This window comes from Gelidibacter gilvus, from assembly GCF_004115975.1.
Lineage (GTDB): Bacteria > Bacteroidota > Bacteroidia > Flavobacteriales > Flavobacteriaceae > Gelidibacter > Gelidibacter gilvus.
Genome location: NZ_SDDZ01000002.1, coordinates 68046 through 83058, shown reverse-complemented (window position 1 = coordinate 83058; position 15013 = coordinate 68046). Strand labels below are relative to the sequence as shown.

Sequence of the window (15013 nt, the reverse complement as noted above, 5' to 3'; positions counted from 1 at the left end):
TTTGAAGTCAAAATTAACAATTATTGTGCCTAATTCTTACTAATGGCAACACAAAATATTTATATTCTTGCAATTGAGTCTTCATGTGATGATACTGCGGCCTCGGTAATGCTTAACGGGAAAATCCTGAGTAATGTTGTAGCGGGTCAAAGTATCCATGAAGCTTACGGTGGCGTCGTGCCAGAATTGGCTTCACGAGCGCATCAACAAAACATTGTACCGGTGGTTCAGCAGGCCCTAAAACGCGCCAATGTTGATAAAAAACAACTGAGCGCTATTGCTTTCACGCGTGGTCCTGGTTTAATGGGATCCTTATTGGTAGGCACTTCGTTTGCAAAATCGATGGCTTATGGCCTTGACATTCCATTAATTGATGTCAACCATATGCAGGCCCATATTCTTGCACATTTTATTGATGAAGAAGGATTTAATAAACCTCCTTTTCCTTTTTTAGCGATGACCATTTCGGGCGGCCATACGCAAATAGTCAAAGTCAACTCTCATTTTGACATGGAAGTCATTGGTGAAACTATTGACGATGCTGTGGGCGAAGCATTTGATAAGAGCGGAAAAATTTTGGGCTTGGGATATCCTGCCGGTCCTGAAATTGACAAACGCGCAAAATTGGGAAATCCGAAAGCCTATAAATTCACTAAGCCTAAAGTAGAGGGCCTGAATTTTAGTTTTTCCGGATTAAAAACCGCCATTCTTTATTTTATTCAGAAAGAAACCAAAGCAAATCCAAATTTTATTGAGGAGAATTTGAATGACATTTGCGCCTCTATTCAATATACCATCATCGGAATTTTGATTGATAAATTGAAACTTGCTTCAAAGCAAACGGGCATCAATCATATTGCTATTGGCGGTGGTGTTTCAGCAAATACCGGAATTAGACAAGCATTAAAAGATGGTGAGGCCAAATTTGGATGGACCACTTATGTGCCGAAATTTGAATTCACAACAGATAATGCTGCAATGATTGCCATTGTGGGATATTTGAAATTTCTGGACGGCGATTTTGCTCAACAAGATATCACAGCTTCCTCTCGACTCAAAATCTAAAACTACAGAACCAACACCTCAATGCAATTATTTTATAATCCCAATATTGACGAAAACACGCCGGAAATCTTATTTTCAAAAGATGAAAGCAAGCATATTGTAAAAGTGCTTCGCAAAAACAGTGGCGATCAACTCCATATCACCAATGGGATAGGTTGGTTATTTGTTGCCGAAATCACCAATGCAGATATTAAAAACTGTGTGGCGTCCATAATTTCCAAAGCGTTTGAACCTGCTCGAAACTATAAAGTTCATTTGGCAGTAGCGCCAACAAAAATGAACGATCGGTATGAATGGTTTTTAGAAAAAGCAACTGAAATTGGCGTGGACGCTATCACCCCAATTATTTGCGACCACAGTGAGCGCAAAGTCGTTAAAACTGACAGATTTGAGAAAATCCTTCAGTCGGCGATGAAACAAGCTTTGCTTTATTATATGCCCGTACTGAATGAAACTATTTCATTTAATGACTTTATAAATCAACCATTCAACGGACAAAAGTTTATTGCACATTGTGAAGAAACAGAACGCACTTCTTTAAAAAACGCTTTACAACCGCAAAGTGATGTGCTTATTTTGATCGGTCCTGAAGGCGATTTTAGTCCGAATGAAATCAAGGCAGCCATTGCCTTAGGATTCAAACCTGTAACCCTGGGAAATACACGTTTACGCACAGAAACCGCAGCTATTGTAGCGTGTCATAGTGTTGCCTTTTCAAATGAATAAGAGCTTAATATAGGATGTTGTATGATCTTGTCTAACATCATTTTAGATAAAAAAATCTAAATTAATTCTACTATTTCTCACACCCATTATATGTCGCTCCTCTGGAGCTCAAATGCGTTAATCTCTATGTTTCTAGTAAGATGGCGCCACGCTGTGGCTTCTCTGACAAAAAATACATAAAAATGATGTGAATTTTTTTACAATTAATGATATTAAATATGTTTTTTTTACCACCCATTTTATGTCGCTCCTCTGGAGCTAAATGCGTTAATCTCTATGTTTCTATTAAGATGGCGCCACGCTGAGGCTTCTCAGACAAAAACATTTGTATAAAATGAAATTAATATTATTCACTATTCATGATGCTAAAAGCTCCATAGGAGCGTCAGATTAATAGATCAAAACGATTGAGATAAACCACGAGCTCCTTAGGAGCGACATCTCTTATCAAAATATTCTAAAATAAAGTAGTTACGTATATTGCCATTCATTACATGTCCCTCTTAAATATTCTTACATTTTTAATAAAATAGAACCACGCTGAGGATTTTCTGCAAAACATATTTGCATAAAATGACCCAAACTTTATTCACTATTCATGATGCTAAAAGCTCCATAGGAGCGTCATATCAATAGATTAAAACGATTGAGATAAACCACGAGCTCCGTAGGAGCGATATCTCTCATTAAAACATTCAAAAATAAAGCGGTTTTGTATAATGTCGTATAAATTAAAAGTGAATCCTAAAAACTCTTTAATCAAATGGATTCTATGTTCGTTATTAAGAGCCCATTGCACTGTGTTTTGTGTTTTCCACGTTTTTAATAATGCGAACTGAATTCTTTGATTTCGTCGAAGTGTAAATGTGAACCAATATTTTTATTGTTTTACGGTATCACTATTTTTATTTATACTTTTGACACATGACATTCGATTTAAAAACATTAAAACAGTTTGCCCCGCTTTTGGTCTTTACGTTGTGCCTATCCGTTTCAACTTATGCACAAGAAATTGCCGTCCTAAAGTATAAAGGTGGTGGCGATTGGTATGCCAACCCAACCTCCTTGCCTAACTTGATTTCATATTGCAATCTTAATATCAATACGAAAATCAATCCCAAGCCAGAGACGGTGGAACCTGATAGTCCTGATATTTTCCAATTTCCTTTTATACACATGACCGGACATGGCAACGTGTTTTTCAATGAGAATGATATTGAGAATTTAAGAAACTATCTTTTTTCTGGTGGATTTTTACATATTGATGACAATTACGGGATGGAACCTTACTTGGTAAATGAACTCAAAAAATTATTTCCAAATAAGGAATTAATCGAATTGCCAAAAACACACCCCATTTTCAGTTCAGCTTTTAAATTTCCTGAGGGATTGCCCAAAATTCATGAACATGACGGCCAACGCCCACAGGCATTTGGCATTTTTGAGAAGGATAGATTAGTCCTTTTATTTACTTATGAAAGTGATTTAGGAAACGGCTGGGAAGATGAAGAAGTGCATAACGACCCTTTTGAAGTCAGGGAAAAAGCGTTAAAAATGGGCGCTAATATTATTAAGTATGTTTTTGAAAACTAAAAGGGTTTTGAACTTATTGATTTTTTTTATGGACACTAATTTCACGAAATATCACTAATTATTTGATGAGTTATAAATTTCACCAAAGCTAAACAATCAGAACGGATTGTTTCCGTTTATAACGAGCTATGGTCTGATAAGTTAACCCATAGCGAAGCACATTTCCCACTTCAAAAATCAAAAATCGTTAATCAACAATCTCCAATCCTGATGCAGCTCACCCATTACACTTCTAAATTTAGCCAACATACGTTTCCCATCATATTGGTTTGTGAAAATGTGACGAATGCGTCCAATATTGGAAGTTTATTTAGAACGGCAGATGCTTTTGGAATTGAAAAATTGATTTTATGCGGCACTCCGGTTCCTTTCGGAAGGAAGATGGCACAAACATCAAGAGCCACAGAGAAATATGTCAATTTTGAATGGAATGAAAATCCTGAAGAAGTTCTCAAGAATCTTAAAATATCGGGCTATCAGATTATCGCATTAGAAATTACAGATACCAGTACGGCACTCAATACTATAGAATTGAATACCAATCACCCTATAGTATTGTTAATTGGAGATGAAAACTTCGGTATTTCTGAAATATTATTAGAACGGTCCGATCATATCATTCACATCGATATGTTTGGGCAAAATAGCAGTATGAATGTTGTACAGGCGACTAATATTGCACTTTATGAAATTACAAAACAACTTCGAAAAAAATAATTTCATGATTTTTTTAAGAATTAGCAATTAAATTTTGATTACCGTTAAACTTTTTTGCAACCACATACTAAATTTGATTTATATTTAAAAAATGAAAGCAAAAACGATTTCAAAAGGACTTTTACAAGCATTAGCCGTTGTATTTGGCATCATTGTTCTATTATTCTTTCTTTATAAAATACAGTCCTTATTACTTTATTTGTTTATAGCTGGAATCATATCGCTTATTTTCAGACCTGTGGTTTATTTTTTCAAGAATCGGTTGAAATTAGGAAGAAACTTATCGGCTTTTATAACGCTTTTATTAATTGGAGGATTTTTCACTTTGATTTTATGGCTTTTTGTTCCCATAATATTAGAGCAGAGTAAAAGCATTTCGGAAATAGATTTTGAAATGGTCAAAACCGATTTGAATGAACTGAGTATTCAAGCAAGTGAATATTTGGGCGTAGAAAAGATCAATATTATAGAAGCCATCAAACGCACTGAATTTGTCCAAGATTTTGACTCTGAGTTTGTAGTTAGTTTTGTCGATATTTTTGTAAATAATATCGGTAAATTTTTCATAGGTGTGTTTTCTGTTTTGTTCATTTCATTCTTTTTACTGAAGGATGACCGCATGATTTCCAACGCCGTAGCCAGTTTTGCCGAAGAAGGAAAAGAACGTCGGTTTTTAAGAGTTTTGGATAAAGCGAAAGAGCTCTTGTCAAGATATTTTATCGGACTCCTGATTCAAACTTCGATAATGGGTGTCTTCTATTTTTTGTTATTGTTAAATTTAGACGTCAAAAATGCACTGGCCATTGCTGTTATTTGTGCATTTCTTAATATTGTGCCGTATTTGGGACCTCTTCTTGGTGGAGTGGTCATGATTTTGGTGGTGGTTTCTAATAATTTAGGTGTGGATTTTTCAACAGATTTATTACCACTACTTGTCAAAGTTCTCATAGGCGTGGCTATTGCACAGTTAATTGACAATCTCTTTTCTCAGCCTATCATTTTTGGTAAAAGTGTTCGTTCCCATCCGTTAGAAGTTTTTCTTGTGATCATTATTGGAGGCTTGATTTTTGGAATCCCGGGAATGATCCTTGCCGTTCCTTTTTACACCACTTTAAAAGTGATTTCAAAAGAATTTCTATCAGAATACAAAATCGTTAAGCAATTGACCAAGAATCTTTAAGTGTAATAGTTAATATTGCATTAAATTTTATGCGATGAATTCTGCTATTTTAGATCCTGATGTTCAAAATTATATCAACCAAAATCTTAAAACAGATCCCACAGTTCTGATTTTAAAAGGCGTTTCTTTCACTGAAGTCAGCGTTACAGAAGTTGTTGAACAAATTGAAGCAAAAAGCAGATGTGAAAAGAAATTACCAACTTGGTTTAATCAGCCCAATATTTATTATCCCAATAAACTTAATATTGAACAAACCTCTTCTGAAGCGACCGCCGAATATAAATCGCGCTTAATTTCGGGGGAAACACTCATTGATCTTACGGGTGGATTTGGCGTGGATGCCTATTATTTTGGAAAGGTTTTTAAACAGGTAACGCATTGCGAACTTAATGCCGATCTCAGTACTATTGTCAAATACAATTTTGAAAAATTTAAAGTCAGTAACATCAACATTATTGCTGAAGATGGTATCTCATTTCTTCAAAACTCCGCAGCCAATTATGATTGGATCTATGTCGATCCTTCCCGCCGACACGATAGCAAGGGCAAAGTATTCTTTCTAAAAGATTGCCTTCCAAATATTCCAGAACATTTAGATGTCTTATGGTCTCGTTCAAAAAACATCCTCATTAAAACGTCGCCGCTATTGGATATTAGCATTGGTTTGAATGAATTGGAAAATGTAAAAACCATTCATATTGTTGCAGTTAATAATGAGGTGAAGGAATTGTTATGGGTTTTAGAACATGGGTTTTCTGGGAAGGTAAAAATAAAGACGGTTAACCTTAAGAATAGTGGTTCTGAACAGTTTGAGTTTTTTATTGAAGACGAAGCTCAGGTTGAGACCATTTACAGTGAACCACTCACCTATCTTTATGAGCCAAACTCAGCGATTATGAAATCTGGCGGATTTAACTCATTGACAGAAACTTTCGACGTGAAAAAGCTGCATAAACATTCCCATCTCTATACGAGTGAGAAGTTGATTCTATTCCCCGGAAGGGCATTTAAAATATTAAAAGCCGTGCCGTATCATAAAAAGCAGATCAAAACACTTAATATTCAGAAGGCAAATTTGACCACCCGAAATTTTCCCGATACGGTTCAAAATATTCGGAACTTATTTAAAATTAAAGATGGTGGCGATGATTATATTTTTTTTACTACAGATATTAATAACGAGAAAATTGTTTTAGTCTGCGCGAAAGTCGACTCAGAAACCTAAGTCTAACGGTAGAAATCCGAGCCTATAAGTCTTCATCCTGCCAGATTGTTATGTCCATTTCCATAATCAGAAGAAATCGATCTTTGATAGTGCTGTCCAATTTTCCAACCGATTTAATCAGATTTCTTTATGAAACTCTTCTGCATTTGGATCGGCATCGAGAGTTACTTTATTATATTTTTCTCTTTTTATGCGATGTACAAAGTCAGCGACCAACAATATGCCATAACCTTGTTCAATAAACCGTGGTTCGACAAACATATCATGCATTTTGTAGTGTTCTCTTCTAATTCAGAATAAGAACAGTATCCAATCAGAATAGTGTCAGCTACTAACTTATAAACCTCTCTTTTATGGATATCATCTGAAGTTACAGTCAATTCATCTGTCCACTGTTCAATCTGTTTTGGGGTATAATTCCAATTAGATTTTTACCGTATCGTTAATTCGGTCAATTTGTTCACATCAGCATTTTTCGCTTTCTCGATGGTTATTATCATCAAGCTCAAATCATAACGGAACATATCACAATTAGCTGTTTTTCATTATCAACAAATCGTTGCGTTGGATTTTTCGCAATCATTATATCATATTAAAGACTGGCCCAAGCAGGACATATATAATAATGAATAAGATAATGGTGCCAATACATCCGCATTTACCACCTCCTATTTTCTTCGCTCCCCAACCTGCGGCAAGCGCTCTTAATAAATTTTTCATTGTCTTAGAATTTAATTTATAAATATAAAGCGAAAAAAAAGTCGCGGCGTGCGCTAAAACTAAAAATCATATCTCAAATACCGATTTTTCAGTAAATCCATAACATACGGCAGAATCCACCGTTCGTTTAGTATTCAATCCTGTAAATTCACTAAACGCAGGAAGAATCAAGCGGTGTTCAGAGACTTCATAACAGGGCAGTTTAATTGACACCTTCCCTCTACCTTTAATGGTCACGCCTGGATGGGTATGTCCTGAAATGCAGAAAGTATCCTCGCCACAATGCTGTTCGTCATGCACAAACCGGAATGCGCCGACATCTTTATGCGTTTTAAAAACGGTAATCCCCAACGATTCGTAAAAACTAGTTTTTAAACGATCGTGATTGCCTTTAATAAGCTCTAAGCTAACATTTTCATGATGTTGTAGAAACTGTCCAAATTGATCAATGTCGGTATTATTCTCGGCATGGAAGAGATCGCCAACAACTAAAACTGTTTTCGTTTCAAAATGATCCATCAAACCTTTTAATCGGTTTAAATCACTGTCCAAAACCGCTGAAGGAATAGGAATACCAGCCTTTCTGAAATGTGCCGTTTTTCCGATGTGTAAATCTGATACGACCAAGGTTTTCTCTTTCTCCCAAAAAACAGCACGTTGGTTGGTCAGCGTCAAAACTTCATCTTGAACTCTAATGTCTTTGGTAATAATTCTCATACTTGCGTTTGCTTCAGCACCTCGTCGCGAATCCTTTTAATGCGGGCATCCAAATCCTCACTGGTTAAGGATTGGCGTAAACTGTCCACTTTTATAGGGAAACTTAATGGGGTGAAAGATGTTGCAAATTTAAGGATTAGTTTACTTTTAGAAATACGTTCAAAGGCCTCTTTTAACCGCACTTCTTCCAATTGTTCATTAAAAACTTCGGTGTAGGCTTGTCGCAGCAATAGGTTTTGAGGTTCGTAATCTTCCAAAACCCTGAAAATTAATCCAGAAGAGGATTGTAAGCTTTTATTGTTTTTTCGCGTTCCCGGCTGACTTTGCACCACCAAACCTGAAATAACCGCAATATCCCTAAACTTACGGGAGGCCATTTCTGAGGCATTGATACTCCCAATAACATCTTCCATTAAATTTTCTTTGGATAAAATATCCTTAATCGTGTCCTCATTAATGGGAATGGCTTGATCACTCAACAATTCAAAGCCATAATCGTTCATAGCGATGGTAAAAGTCAAAGGTTTGATCAAACTTAAACGGTAAGCAATCAAAGCTGCCATGACTTCGTGGATCAATCGGCCTTCAAACGGATACATAAAGACATGATGCCCGTCTTTGGTTTCAATCATTTCGATTAAGAATTCGTCCTTTCCAGGGATGTGCGAATTCTTTTCCTGTTGCGAAATCAGCGGATGCAAAAATTTCAATTCTTTCTCAGTCGTTTTTGGATGTAAGGATTCCGATAATTTCTCACGAAGATAATTACTTAGATATGATGATAATGGTAAACGGCCGCCCATCCAACTTGGGGTAATTGCCGATTTTCGTTTGCTTCGTTTCACCAACACCGTCATGTCTTTTATGGTGATCATTTCCAAAACCCGACCCGCTAAAATAAAGTGATCGTTGGGTTTCAACTTTGAAATAAAATACTCTTCTACCATTCCAATATAACCTCCGGAGAAAAATTTCACCTTTAACATGGCATCACTGACTATGGCACCAATGTTCATCCGATGCAACATAGAAATCCGCTTACTTTTTACTTTGTAAAGACCGTCCTCATCCAAAATAACTTTGTGATATTCTTCGTAAGATTTTAAAGTATTCCCGCCTTCTGTAATAAAATGAAGTGCCCAATGCCAATCGTCTTCAGTCATATAATGGAAGGCATGAACTTTCTGAATAGCCTTAAAAAGCGCTTTCTCATTAAACCCTTCACCCACTGCCAGGGTCACTAAGTATTGGATCAACACATCAAAAGTGAGTACCATTGGTTCTCTAGCCTCAATACGTTTATCCTTTACGGCTTGTTTTAGTGCAGCAGCTTCAATCAATTCCAACGAATGCGTGGGCACAAAATAAATTTTAGAGGTTTCATAAGGTGAATGGCCACTACGCCCAGCCCGCTGCATAAATCGAGCAATACCTTTTGGCGATCCAATTTGGATGACGCAATCCACAGGTTTAAAATCGACGCCCAAATCTAAAGACGACGTGCACACCACTGCTTTAAGGTGTCCATCTGAAATAGCATCTTCAATCCAGTTTCGTAATTGCGCATCAATGGAACCGTGATGAATGGCAATCTGTCCCGCCAAATCGGGTTCAATTTTTAAAATTTGTTGATACCAAATCTCACTTTGATTTCTGGTGTTTGTAAAAATAAGTGTCGTGTTATTTTCGTAGATAATCGGAATAATTTTAGAAGCCATTTTTACGCCCATATGCCCTGCCCAGGGCAACACCTCAATTTCATCGGGAAGCACGGTAATGATGTCAATCTTCTTTTTCTCTTTGGCAACAATACGCTTGGTTTTAATGTTTTTATAGGGAATCAACACCTTTCCAGCTTCATCCAAGTTTCCTATGGTGGCCGTGATTCCATAAATTTTCATGTTTTCTGAAAGGCTCAATAATCTGGATACGGCCAACTCTGTGAGTACGCCGCGTTTGGAACCCAACAATTCATGCCATTCATCAACAGCCACACAATGCAAACTTTTGAAAAATCGGGAATTGTTTTTTTGTGAAAATAATATGTGAAGGGTTTCTGGAGTGGTCAATAACACATCAGGCATCAAACGTTCCTGTCGGCGCCGATCTTTTTGTGGCGTATCACCATTCCTGACTTCCACTTGCCAGTCCAAACCAATTTCTTCTACGGCGATGGCCATAGCTTTTGCCAAATCTTTTGCGAGGGAGCGCAGCGGACTTACCCAAAGTAACTTCATGCCTTTTTTATACGCTTCTGGCTGATTGAGATAATCAATAACGACTGCAAGGAACACCGAAAATGTCTTTCCAAAACCTGTAGGTGCCACTACCATACCACTGTAACCGTTATGATACTGGTTCCAGGTCTGCAATTGAAAATCGAAGGGTTTCTGCCCTTTTTCTTGCATCCAATCGCTAATAATTTGATAGCCTTGTGAGTCCTGAACGTTTTTCAATTTGGATTTATGATTAGTTGTTTAACTTGTTCAATGGTATCAATATCGGCGACGGTTTTATCGCGTCGCCATCTTAGAATTCGAGGGAATCTTAAAGCCACGCCAGATTTATGACGATTGCTCAAAGCAATCCCTTCAAAAGCAATTTCAAAAACCAATTCAGGTTTAACAGTACGAACCGGTCCAAATTTTTCGATGGCGTTTTTATTGACAAATCTTGAAATTTCGGTGATTTCTACATCGGTAAGTCCTGAATAAGCTTTTGCTACCGTCACCAAGCCATCGTCCTTTTTAACGGCAAAAGTATAGTCTGTATATTTTGAACTCCGCCTTCCACTACCCTTTTGCGCATAAATCATAACGGCATCAATCGTAAGCGGATCAACTTTCCATTTCCACCAATCGCCTTTTTTACGTCCGGTATGATAGGGCGAATCTTTCTGCTTCAGCATCAAACCTTCGCTGTTGTACTCGCGTGCTTGATTCCTGATCGCATCCAATTCATTCCAATGGTAAAAAGTGATGATTTCGGAAATTACAATTTGTTTTGACAAGATTTCAGAAGTCAATAAATTTTCTAAAATTTCACGTCTATAAATCATAGGTTTTTCGCGAATGTCCTGCCCATTCCATTCCAAAATATCATACACATAAAAACCTACCGGAATTTCTTCCAACATTTTTTTGCTGACATTTTTCCGATTCAGTCGTTTCTGCAAATCATTGAACAACAAAACGGCGTTGTCTTTGAGCGCCAATATTTCACCATCAATGACAAAATCATCCTCGAATGTCTCCATAGCGCTGACCAGTTCTGGAAATTGGCTCGTCACCAATTCTTCGCCTCTTGACCAGATGAAAATCTCGCCATTGCGTTTGACTATCTGACCTCTAATGCCATCCCATTTATATTCTACTTGCCATTGGTCAGGATTGCCCAGCTCTGGCAACTCTTTTTCCAAAGCATAGGCAAGACAGAATGGATAAGGTTTGGAATTATCATAATTGATGTGTTCCCCTTGAATCAAATCGTCAAAACTGATACTGTTGATATCCCAATTTCCAATAATACTGTGCATGAGCTGATTGGCATCAATTCCCGAATATTTAGACAAGGCATTGACCAATGTTTTCTTGGAAACCCCAATCCTAAAACTTCCGCCAATCAGTTTATTAAAAATAAGTCGTTCTTGCATCTCCAGGCCTGACCAGGCATTGAGCACGTAGATCTTTTTTTCTGCATCGGATTTTGGTCGCAAGGCAATCAATTCTTCCATCCATGCGCTCAAGGATTTTTCAATTTTATGTGTTGGATCAGGTAGCATCAAAGCAATGGTTTCACCCAAATCGCCCACACTGCTATAACTTTCCAAAAACAGCCATTCGGGATATCCGGTAATTTCCAGACACCATTGGCGCATCAATGTTGTTTTGACAGGTCTTGAAGGTCGTTTTCCTGTGAATAAGGTAATGATCCAAAGTTTATCCTTTTCTGGAGCAACTTTCAAATAATCCACCAAAGCATCAATTTTAGAATTGGTTTTATTGGTGATTTCAATCGCGCTGATGAGTTCCGAAAAATGCTTCATAAGACGTCTTTTTTTTCGGTGACTATTTCCTTATCATCTTCTTCTGAACCGTATTCTGTTTTCACTTCTTCCGATGGAATTCCAATTTCATTCAAATATTTTGAAAACGTCGCTTGGCTTCCGTGAGTGACATAAACTTTTTCAGCTTCGGTAGCTTTTACGGCAGATAATAGCCCGTTCCAATCGGCGTGATCACTTACAGCAAATCCCGCATCCACGGCTTGCCAACGTCTGTTCCCTCTAATCTGCATCCATCCGGAACAAATTGCGGTAGCCGCGTTGGGGATTTTCTTTAATAATTTCGACCCCAACAATCCGGGAGGCATGATGATAATTTTATTTTGAAGGTCTTCTTTTTTAAAATCGTATTGGAGCAACTCAGTCTGAGGAAGTGCTATTCCTGAATTTTCTATTGCCTTATTTAAATTATGGATAGCAGAATGCACATATATTTTATCGACACCTTCCATGAGTTTCATGATGCGTTGCGCTTTTCCCAAAGAATATCCCAAAAAAACGCTTGTTCTATGATGCGATTGATTTTTCAAGACCCAATCGTGCATTTGCTGCTGCAATTGTTCTTCCGGCAACCAATTGTAAATCGGGAGTCCAAATGTACTTTCTGTTATGAATTCATGACATTTGATGGGTTCAAAAGGAATGGTCAGATAGTCATTTTTAACTTTATAATCTCCACTGAAGACCACCACAAAACCTTTATATTCCAAACGAATTTGAGCAGATCCAATCACATGTCCGGCAGGATGAAAACTAACTTGTACCCCATTGACCATCTTTGGCTCATCATAATTTAAAGATTCGATGTGAATATCTGCCCCAAGACGGTGTTTTAAAATAGCTTTCGAATCCGTTTGGCACAAATAGTATGTCATTCCGCTACGCGCATGATCTGCATGACCGTGAGAAATAATTGCATAATCTACCGGCAGCCACGGATCGAGATAAAATTTTCCAGGGATGCAGTAAATGCCTTTTTTCGTGAATTTAACGAGTTTCAAATGTTCTATTTGTGAGTAAAATTTTATGATGTTTTAAAACGCAAGAAGCGCAAAGCTTTCGCAAAGAGCGCAAAATGAATTGACATTGAATTTGCTGTGAATGACTACCCATAAATTTTCAATGAAATTGCATTGCGCTCTTCACGTTTTCACTTTACGACCGTTGCGGTTAAACCTTTTTAAATGATAAACTTGAACTACAGTACAAGCTTTCTAATAATTATGGTTTTAATTTTCCAAAATCCATGGTGTCCGGTTGATCTCCAGTAATAGCGCCTACGCCCATTTTAACCAAAGAAACCAATTTGCCGTTTTTCGGATCCCAATAATACGCTTCTTTGGGTCTTACAGAAATGGCGGTAATGTTTGGATCATCTTTCCCCTCAAACCACGCGTCATCTGTTTTGCCATAAAGTTCATCAATCATACTTCTATCGGTAGTGATTGTTGCCATTCCATACACATTGAGGAATTGCATGTCACTTTTATCTGCATAAATAAGATGCAAATTAGGATCATTCATCAAATTGTGATTGTGCGTACTATTCTTATTGCTTAGAAACCAAATGTTCCCTTGTTCGTCCACTTTTTTGGTGCTCATCGGAACCATGTGCAAGGGTGTTTGCTTCAAATTTGTTGCCATCATTGTAAAGTCGATGTCTTCTGCCATCTCTTTAATTTTCTTTTTGGCGTCGTCGTTATATAAATTCTCTTTGCTCATAATGTTATTCTGTTTAATTTATTGATAAAATTAATCAACAAATAAAAACATCAATAGTTGTATCCAATAAAATTATATCGCAAAAACGAAAATCTTCATTTAATTTTATACTATGCTTATTATACCGAATGAGGGAATTAATCATTCTTGCTCAAATGCTTGGTAGTGTAGCTAACTTCTTTTTCCGACATTCCTCTTAAGATTCCTTGAGCGCATCTTTGTATCTCCAAAGTCTTCTCCTGCGAATTTGAATATTCATTAGTCCATTTCAATGACGTAAATTAGTTGTGTATCTTGCGTTGTTGATAATAATGTTAAGAACTTCAAGTTGCAGAACTTTCACATATATGAATTTTGAAATCACTAAAATAGCACAGCTCACAGGACATCAAGCAGCGATATACGCTTTAGATATAGGAACACATGACCATTTGATTTTTTCTGGAAGTGTGGATAAAGTTATCGCGCAATGGAATCTAGAAACATTTCAATCTGAAAAAATGATTGCTCGTTTTCCAGAACCTATATATTCTATTTGTTACATTCCAGAAAAAAATTGGTTGTTGGCAGGAACTTCTAATGGTACGGTTCATATATTAGATTTAGAAACCAACCAAGAAAAAAAACTTCTAACAGACCATACCTCTCAGGTTTTTCATATCAGCTATTCTCTAGACACTAATTGTATCTATGCTCTTGGCGGAGACGGTCATCTTGGGGTGTATTCATTGGATAGTTTGGACTTAATCAAATGGGTCAAGCTATGCGATGAAAAAGTTCGTCATATGGATTTTAATTATAAAACTTCAGAAATAGCTATGACTGCAGGAGACGGCAACATTCATGTTTTTGACTTAAACACATTAGTAGAGAAAAGAGTTTTCCTTGGACATCAATTGTCGTCAAATGTCGCACGTTTCAGTCCAGACGGAAAACTCCTTTTAACAGGCGGAAGAGATGGCTATTTGAACATTTGGGACGCGGGAAGTTACAAGCTTAAAAAATCGATTCCCGCTCATGAATGGGCAATTTATGATATTGCATTTAGCCCAGATGCTAGCTTATTTGCTACAGCGAGTCGCGACAAATCTATAAAAATATGGGATTCCAAATCGTTTGAACTACTGGAAATCATTAATAAAGAAACCTATGATGGCCACCAATTTTCTGTCAATAAGTTAATTTGGAGTACGTATAATGATTATTTGATTTCAGCAAGCGACGATAGGACAATCATCATATGGGAAATAAAAATGAATTAAAGGTTCCAAAATCGGGATCAGTA

The 15013-nt window shown here is 37.0% G+C and carries 14 protein-coding genes; 7 read left to right on the top strand and 7 right to left on the bottom strand.

Annotated elements, in window-relative coordinates:
* The first annotated feature begins 42 nt into the window (after positions 1-42).
* The 6 genes from tsaD (at position 43) to ESZ48_RS04430 (ending at position 6506) form a co-directional block, all read left to right on the top strand.
* Positions 43-1065 (top strand): tRNA (adenosine(37)-N6)-threonylcarbamoyltransferase complex transferase subunit TsaD, encoded by a 1023-nt coding sequence (gene tsaD, locus ESZ48_RS04455; protein WP_129016130.1) that lies wholly within the window; start codon positions 43-45, stop codon positions 1063-1065.
* Between the two features lie 21 nt (positions 1066-1086).
* On the top strand, positions 1087-1791 hold the full coding sequence (locus tag ESZ48_RS04450) for a 16S rRNA (uracil(1498)-N(3))-methyltransferase (protein ID WP_129016129.1): 705 nt from the start codon (positions 1087-1089) through the stop codon (positions 1789-1791).
* Positions 1792-2715: 924 nt separating this feature from the next.
* Positions 2716-3384, top strand: a complete 669-nt coding sequence (locus tag ESZ48_RS04445) for a DUF4159 domain-containing protein (protein WP_129016128.1) — start codon at positions 2716-2718, stop codon at positions 3382-3384.
* A gap of 210 nt (positions 3385-3594) precedes the next feature.
* Positions 3595-4101: a TrmH family RNA methyltransferase gene (locus ESZ48_RS04440; protein WP_129016127.1), complete on the top strand. Its 507-nt coding sequence runs from the start codon at positions 3595-3597 to the stop codon at positions 4099-4101.
* 91 nt (positions 4102-4192) lie between these two features.
* Positions 4193-5281 (top strand): AI-2E family transporter, encoded by a 1089-nt coding sequence (locus ESZ48_RS04435; RefSeq protein ID WP_129016126.1) that lies wholly within the window; start codon positions 4193-4195, stop codon positions 5279-5281.
* A 34-nt stretch (positions 5282-5315) separates the two neighbouring features.
* On the top strand, positions 5316-6506 hold the full coding sequence (locus tag ESZ48_RS04430) for a class I SAM-dependent methyltransferase (RefSeq protein WP_129016125.1): 1191 nt from the start codon (positions 5316-5318) through the stop codon (positions 6504-6506).
* Positions 6507-6623: 117 nt separating this feature from the next.
* Here ESZ48_RS04430 and ESZ48_RS04425 read toward each other — a convergent pair whose 3' ends face one another.
* The 7 genes from ESZ48_RS04425 to ESZ48_RS04400 all read right to left on the bottom strand — a co-directional run bounded on the left by ESZ48_RS04425 (position 6624) and on the right by ESZ48_RS04400 (position 13728).
* Entirely contained in the window at positions 6624-6797 is a 174-nt protein-coding gene (locus tag ESZ48_RS04425) for a GNAT family N-acetyltransferase (RefSeq protein WP_394345721.1), read from the bottom strand.
* A gap of 291 nt (positions 6798-7088) precedes the next feature.
* The gene (locus ESZ48_RS19220) at positions 7089-7226 is read right to left on the bottom strand and encodes a hypothetical protein (protein WP_190246190.1); all 138 of its coding nucleotides are present in this window, start codon (positions 7224-7226) and stop codon (positions 7089-7091) included.
* Between the two features lie 66 nt (positions 7227-7292).
* On the bottom strand, positions 7293-7943 hold the full coding sequence (gene pdeM / locus ESZ48_RS04420; RefSeq protein ID WP_129016123.1) for a ligase-associated DNA damage response endonuclease PdeM: 651 nt from the start codon (positions 7941-7943) through the stop codon (positions 7293-7295).
* Positions 7940-10399: a ligase-associated DNA damage response DEXH box helicase gene (locus tag ESZ48_RS04415; protein ID WP_262707957.1), complete on the bottom strand. Its 2460-nt coding sequence runs from the start codon at positions 10397-10399 to the stop codon at positions 7940-7942. The genes pdeM and ESZ48_RS04415 overlap by 4 nt, the downstream gene beginning before the upstream one ends.
* Complete coding sequence (locus ESZ48_RS04410; RefSeq protein ID WP_129016122.1) at positions 10396-11988, bottom strand: ATP-dependent DNA ligase; 1593 nt, start codon at positions 11986-11988, stop codon at positions 10396-10398. The genes ESZ48_RS04415 and ESZ48_RS04410 overlap by 4 nt, the downstream gene beginning before the upstream one ends.
* On the bottom strand, positions 11985-13007 hold the full coding sequence (locus tag ESZ48_RS04405; protein WP_129016121.1) for a ligase-associated DNA damage response exonuclease: 1023 nt from the start codon (positions 13005-13007) through the stop codon (positions 11985-11987). Before ESZ48_RS04405 ends, ESZ48_RS04410 begins: the two co-directional genes overlap by 4 nt.
* A 220-nt stretch (positions 13008-13227) precedes the next feature.
* Positions 13228-13728, bottom strand: a complete 501-nt coding sequence (locus ESZ48_RS04400) for a pyridoxamine 5'-phosphate oxidase family protein (RefSeq protein ID WP_129016120.1) — start codon at positions 13726-13728, stop codon at positions 13228-13230.
* Positions 13729-14075: 347 nt separating this feature from the next.
* Here ESZ48_RS04400 and ESZ48_RS04395 point away from each other — a divergent pair, with 347 nt between their 5' ends.
* On the top strand, positions 14076-14990 hold the full coding sequence (locus ESZ48_RS04395) for a WD40 repeat domain-containing protein (protein WP_129016119.1): 915 nt from the start codon (positions 14076-14078) through the stop codon (positions 14988-14990).
* The last annotated feature ends 23 nt before the right edge of the window (positions 14991-15013 follow it).

Excerpts from the sequence above, each read along its gene's own strand:
- tsaD (WP_129016130.1), top strand. The coding sequence starts at position 43 with ATGGCAACACAAAATATTTATATTCTTGCAATTGAGTCTTCATGTGAT.
- ESZ48_RS04450 (WP_129016129.1), top strand. The coding sequence starts at position 1,087 with ATGCAATTATTTTATAATCCCAATATTGACGAAAACACGCCGGAAATC.
- ESZ48_RS04445 (WP_129016128.1), top strand. The coding sequence starts at position 2,716 with ATGACATTCGATTTAAAAACATTAAAACAGTTTGCCCCGCTTTTGGTC.
- ESZ48_RS04440 (WP_129016127.1), top strand. The coding sequence starts at position 3,595 with ATGCAGCTCACCCATTACACTTCTAAATTTAGCCAACATACGTTTCCC.
- ESZ48_RS04435 (WP_129016126.1), top strand. The coding sequence starts at position 4,193 with ATGAAAGCAAAAACGATTTCAAAAGGACTTTTACAAGCATTAGCCGTT.
- ESZ48_RS04430 (WP_129016125.1), top strand. The coding sequence starts at position 5,316 with ATGAATTCTGCTATTTTAGATCCTGATGTTCAAAATTATATCAACCAA.
- ESZ48_RS19220 (WP_190246190.1), bottom strand. The coding sequence starts at position 7,226 with ATGAAAAATTTATTAAGAGCGCTTGCCGCAGGTTGGGGAGCGAAGAAA.
- pdeM (WP_129016123.1), bottom strand. The coding sequence starts at position 7,943 with ATGAGAATTATTACCAAAGACATTAGAGTTCAAGATGAAGTTTTGACG.
- ESZ48_RS04410 (WP_129016122.1), bottom strand. The coding sequence starts at position 11,988 with ATGAAGCATTTTTCGGAACTCATCAGCGCGATTGAAATCACCAATAAA.
- ESZ48_RS04400 (WP_129016120.1), bottom strand. The coding sequence starts at position 13,728 with ATGAGCAAAGAGAATTTATATAACGACGACGCCAAAAAGAAAATTAAA.
- ESZ48_RS04395 (WP_129016119.1), top strand. The coding sequence starts at position 14,076 with ATGAATTTTGAAATCACTAAAATAGCACAGCTCACAGGACATCAAGCA.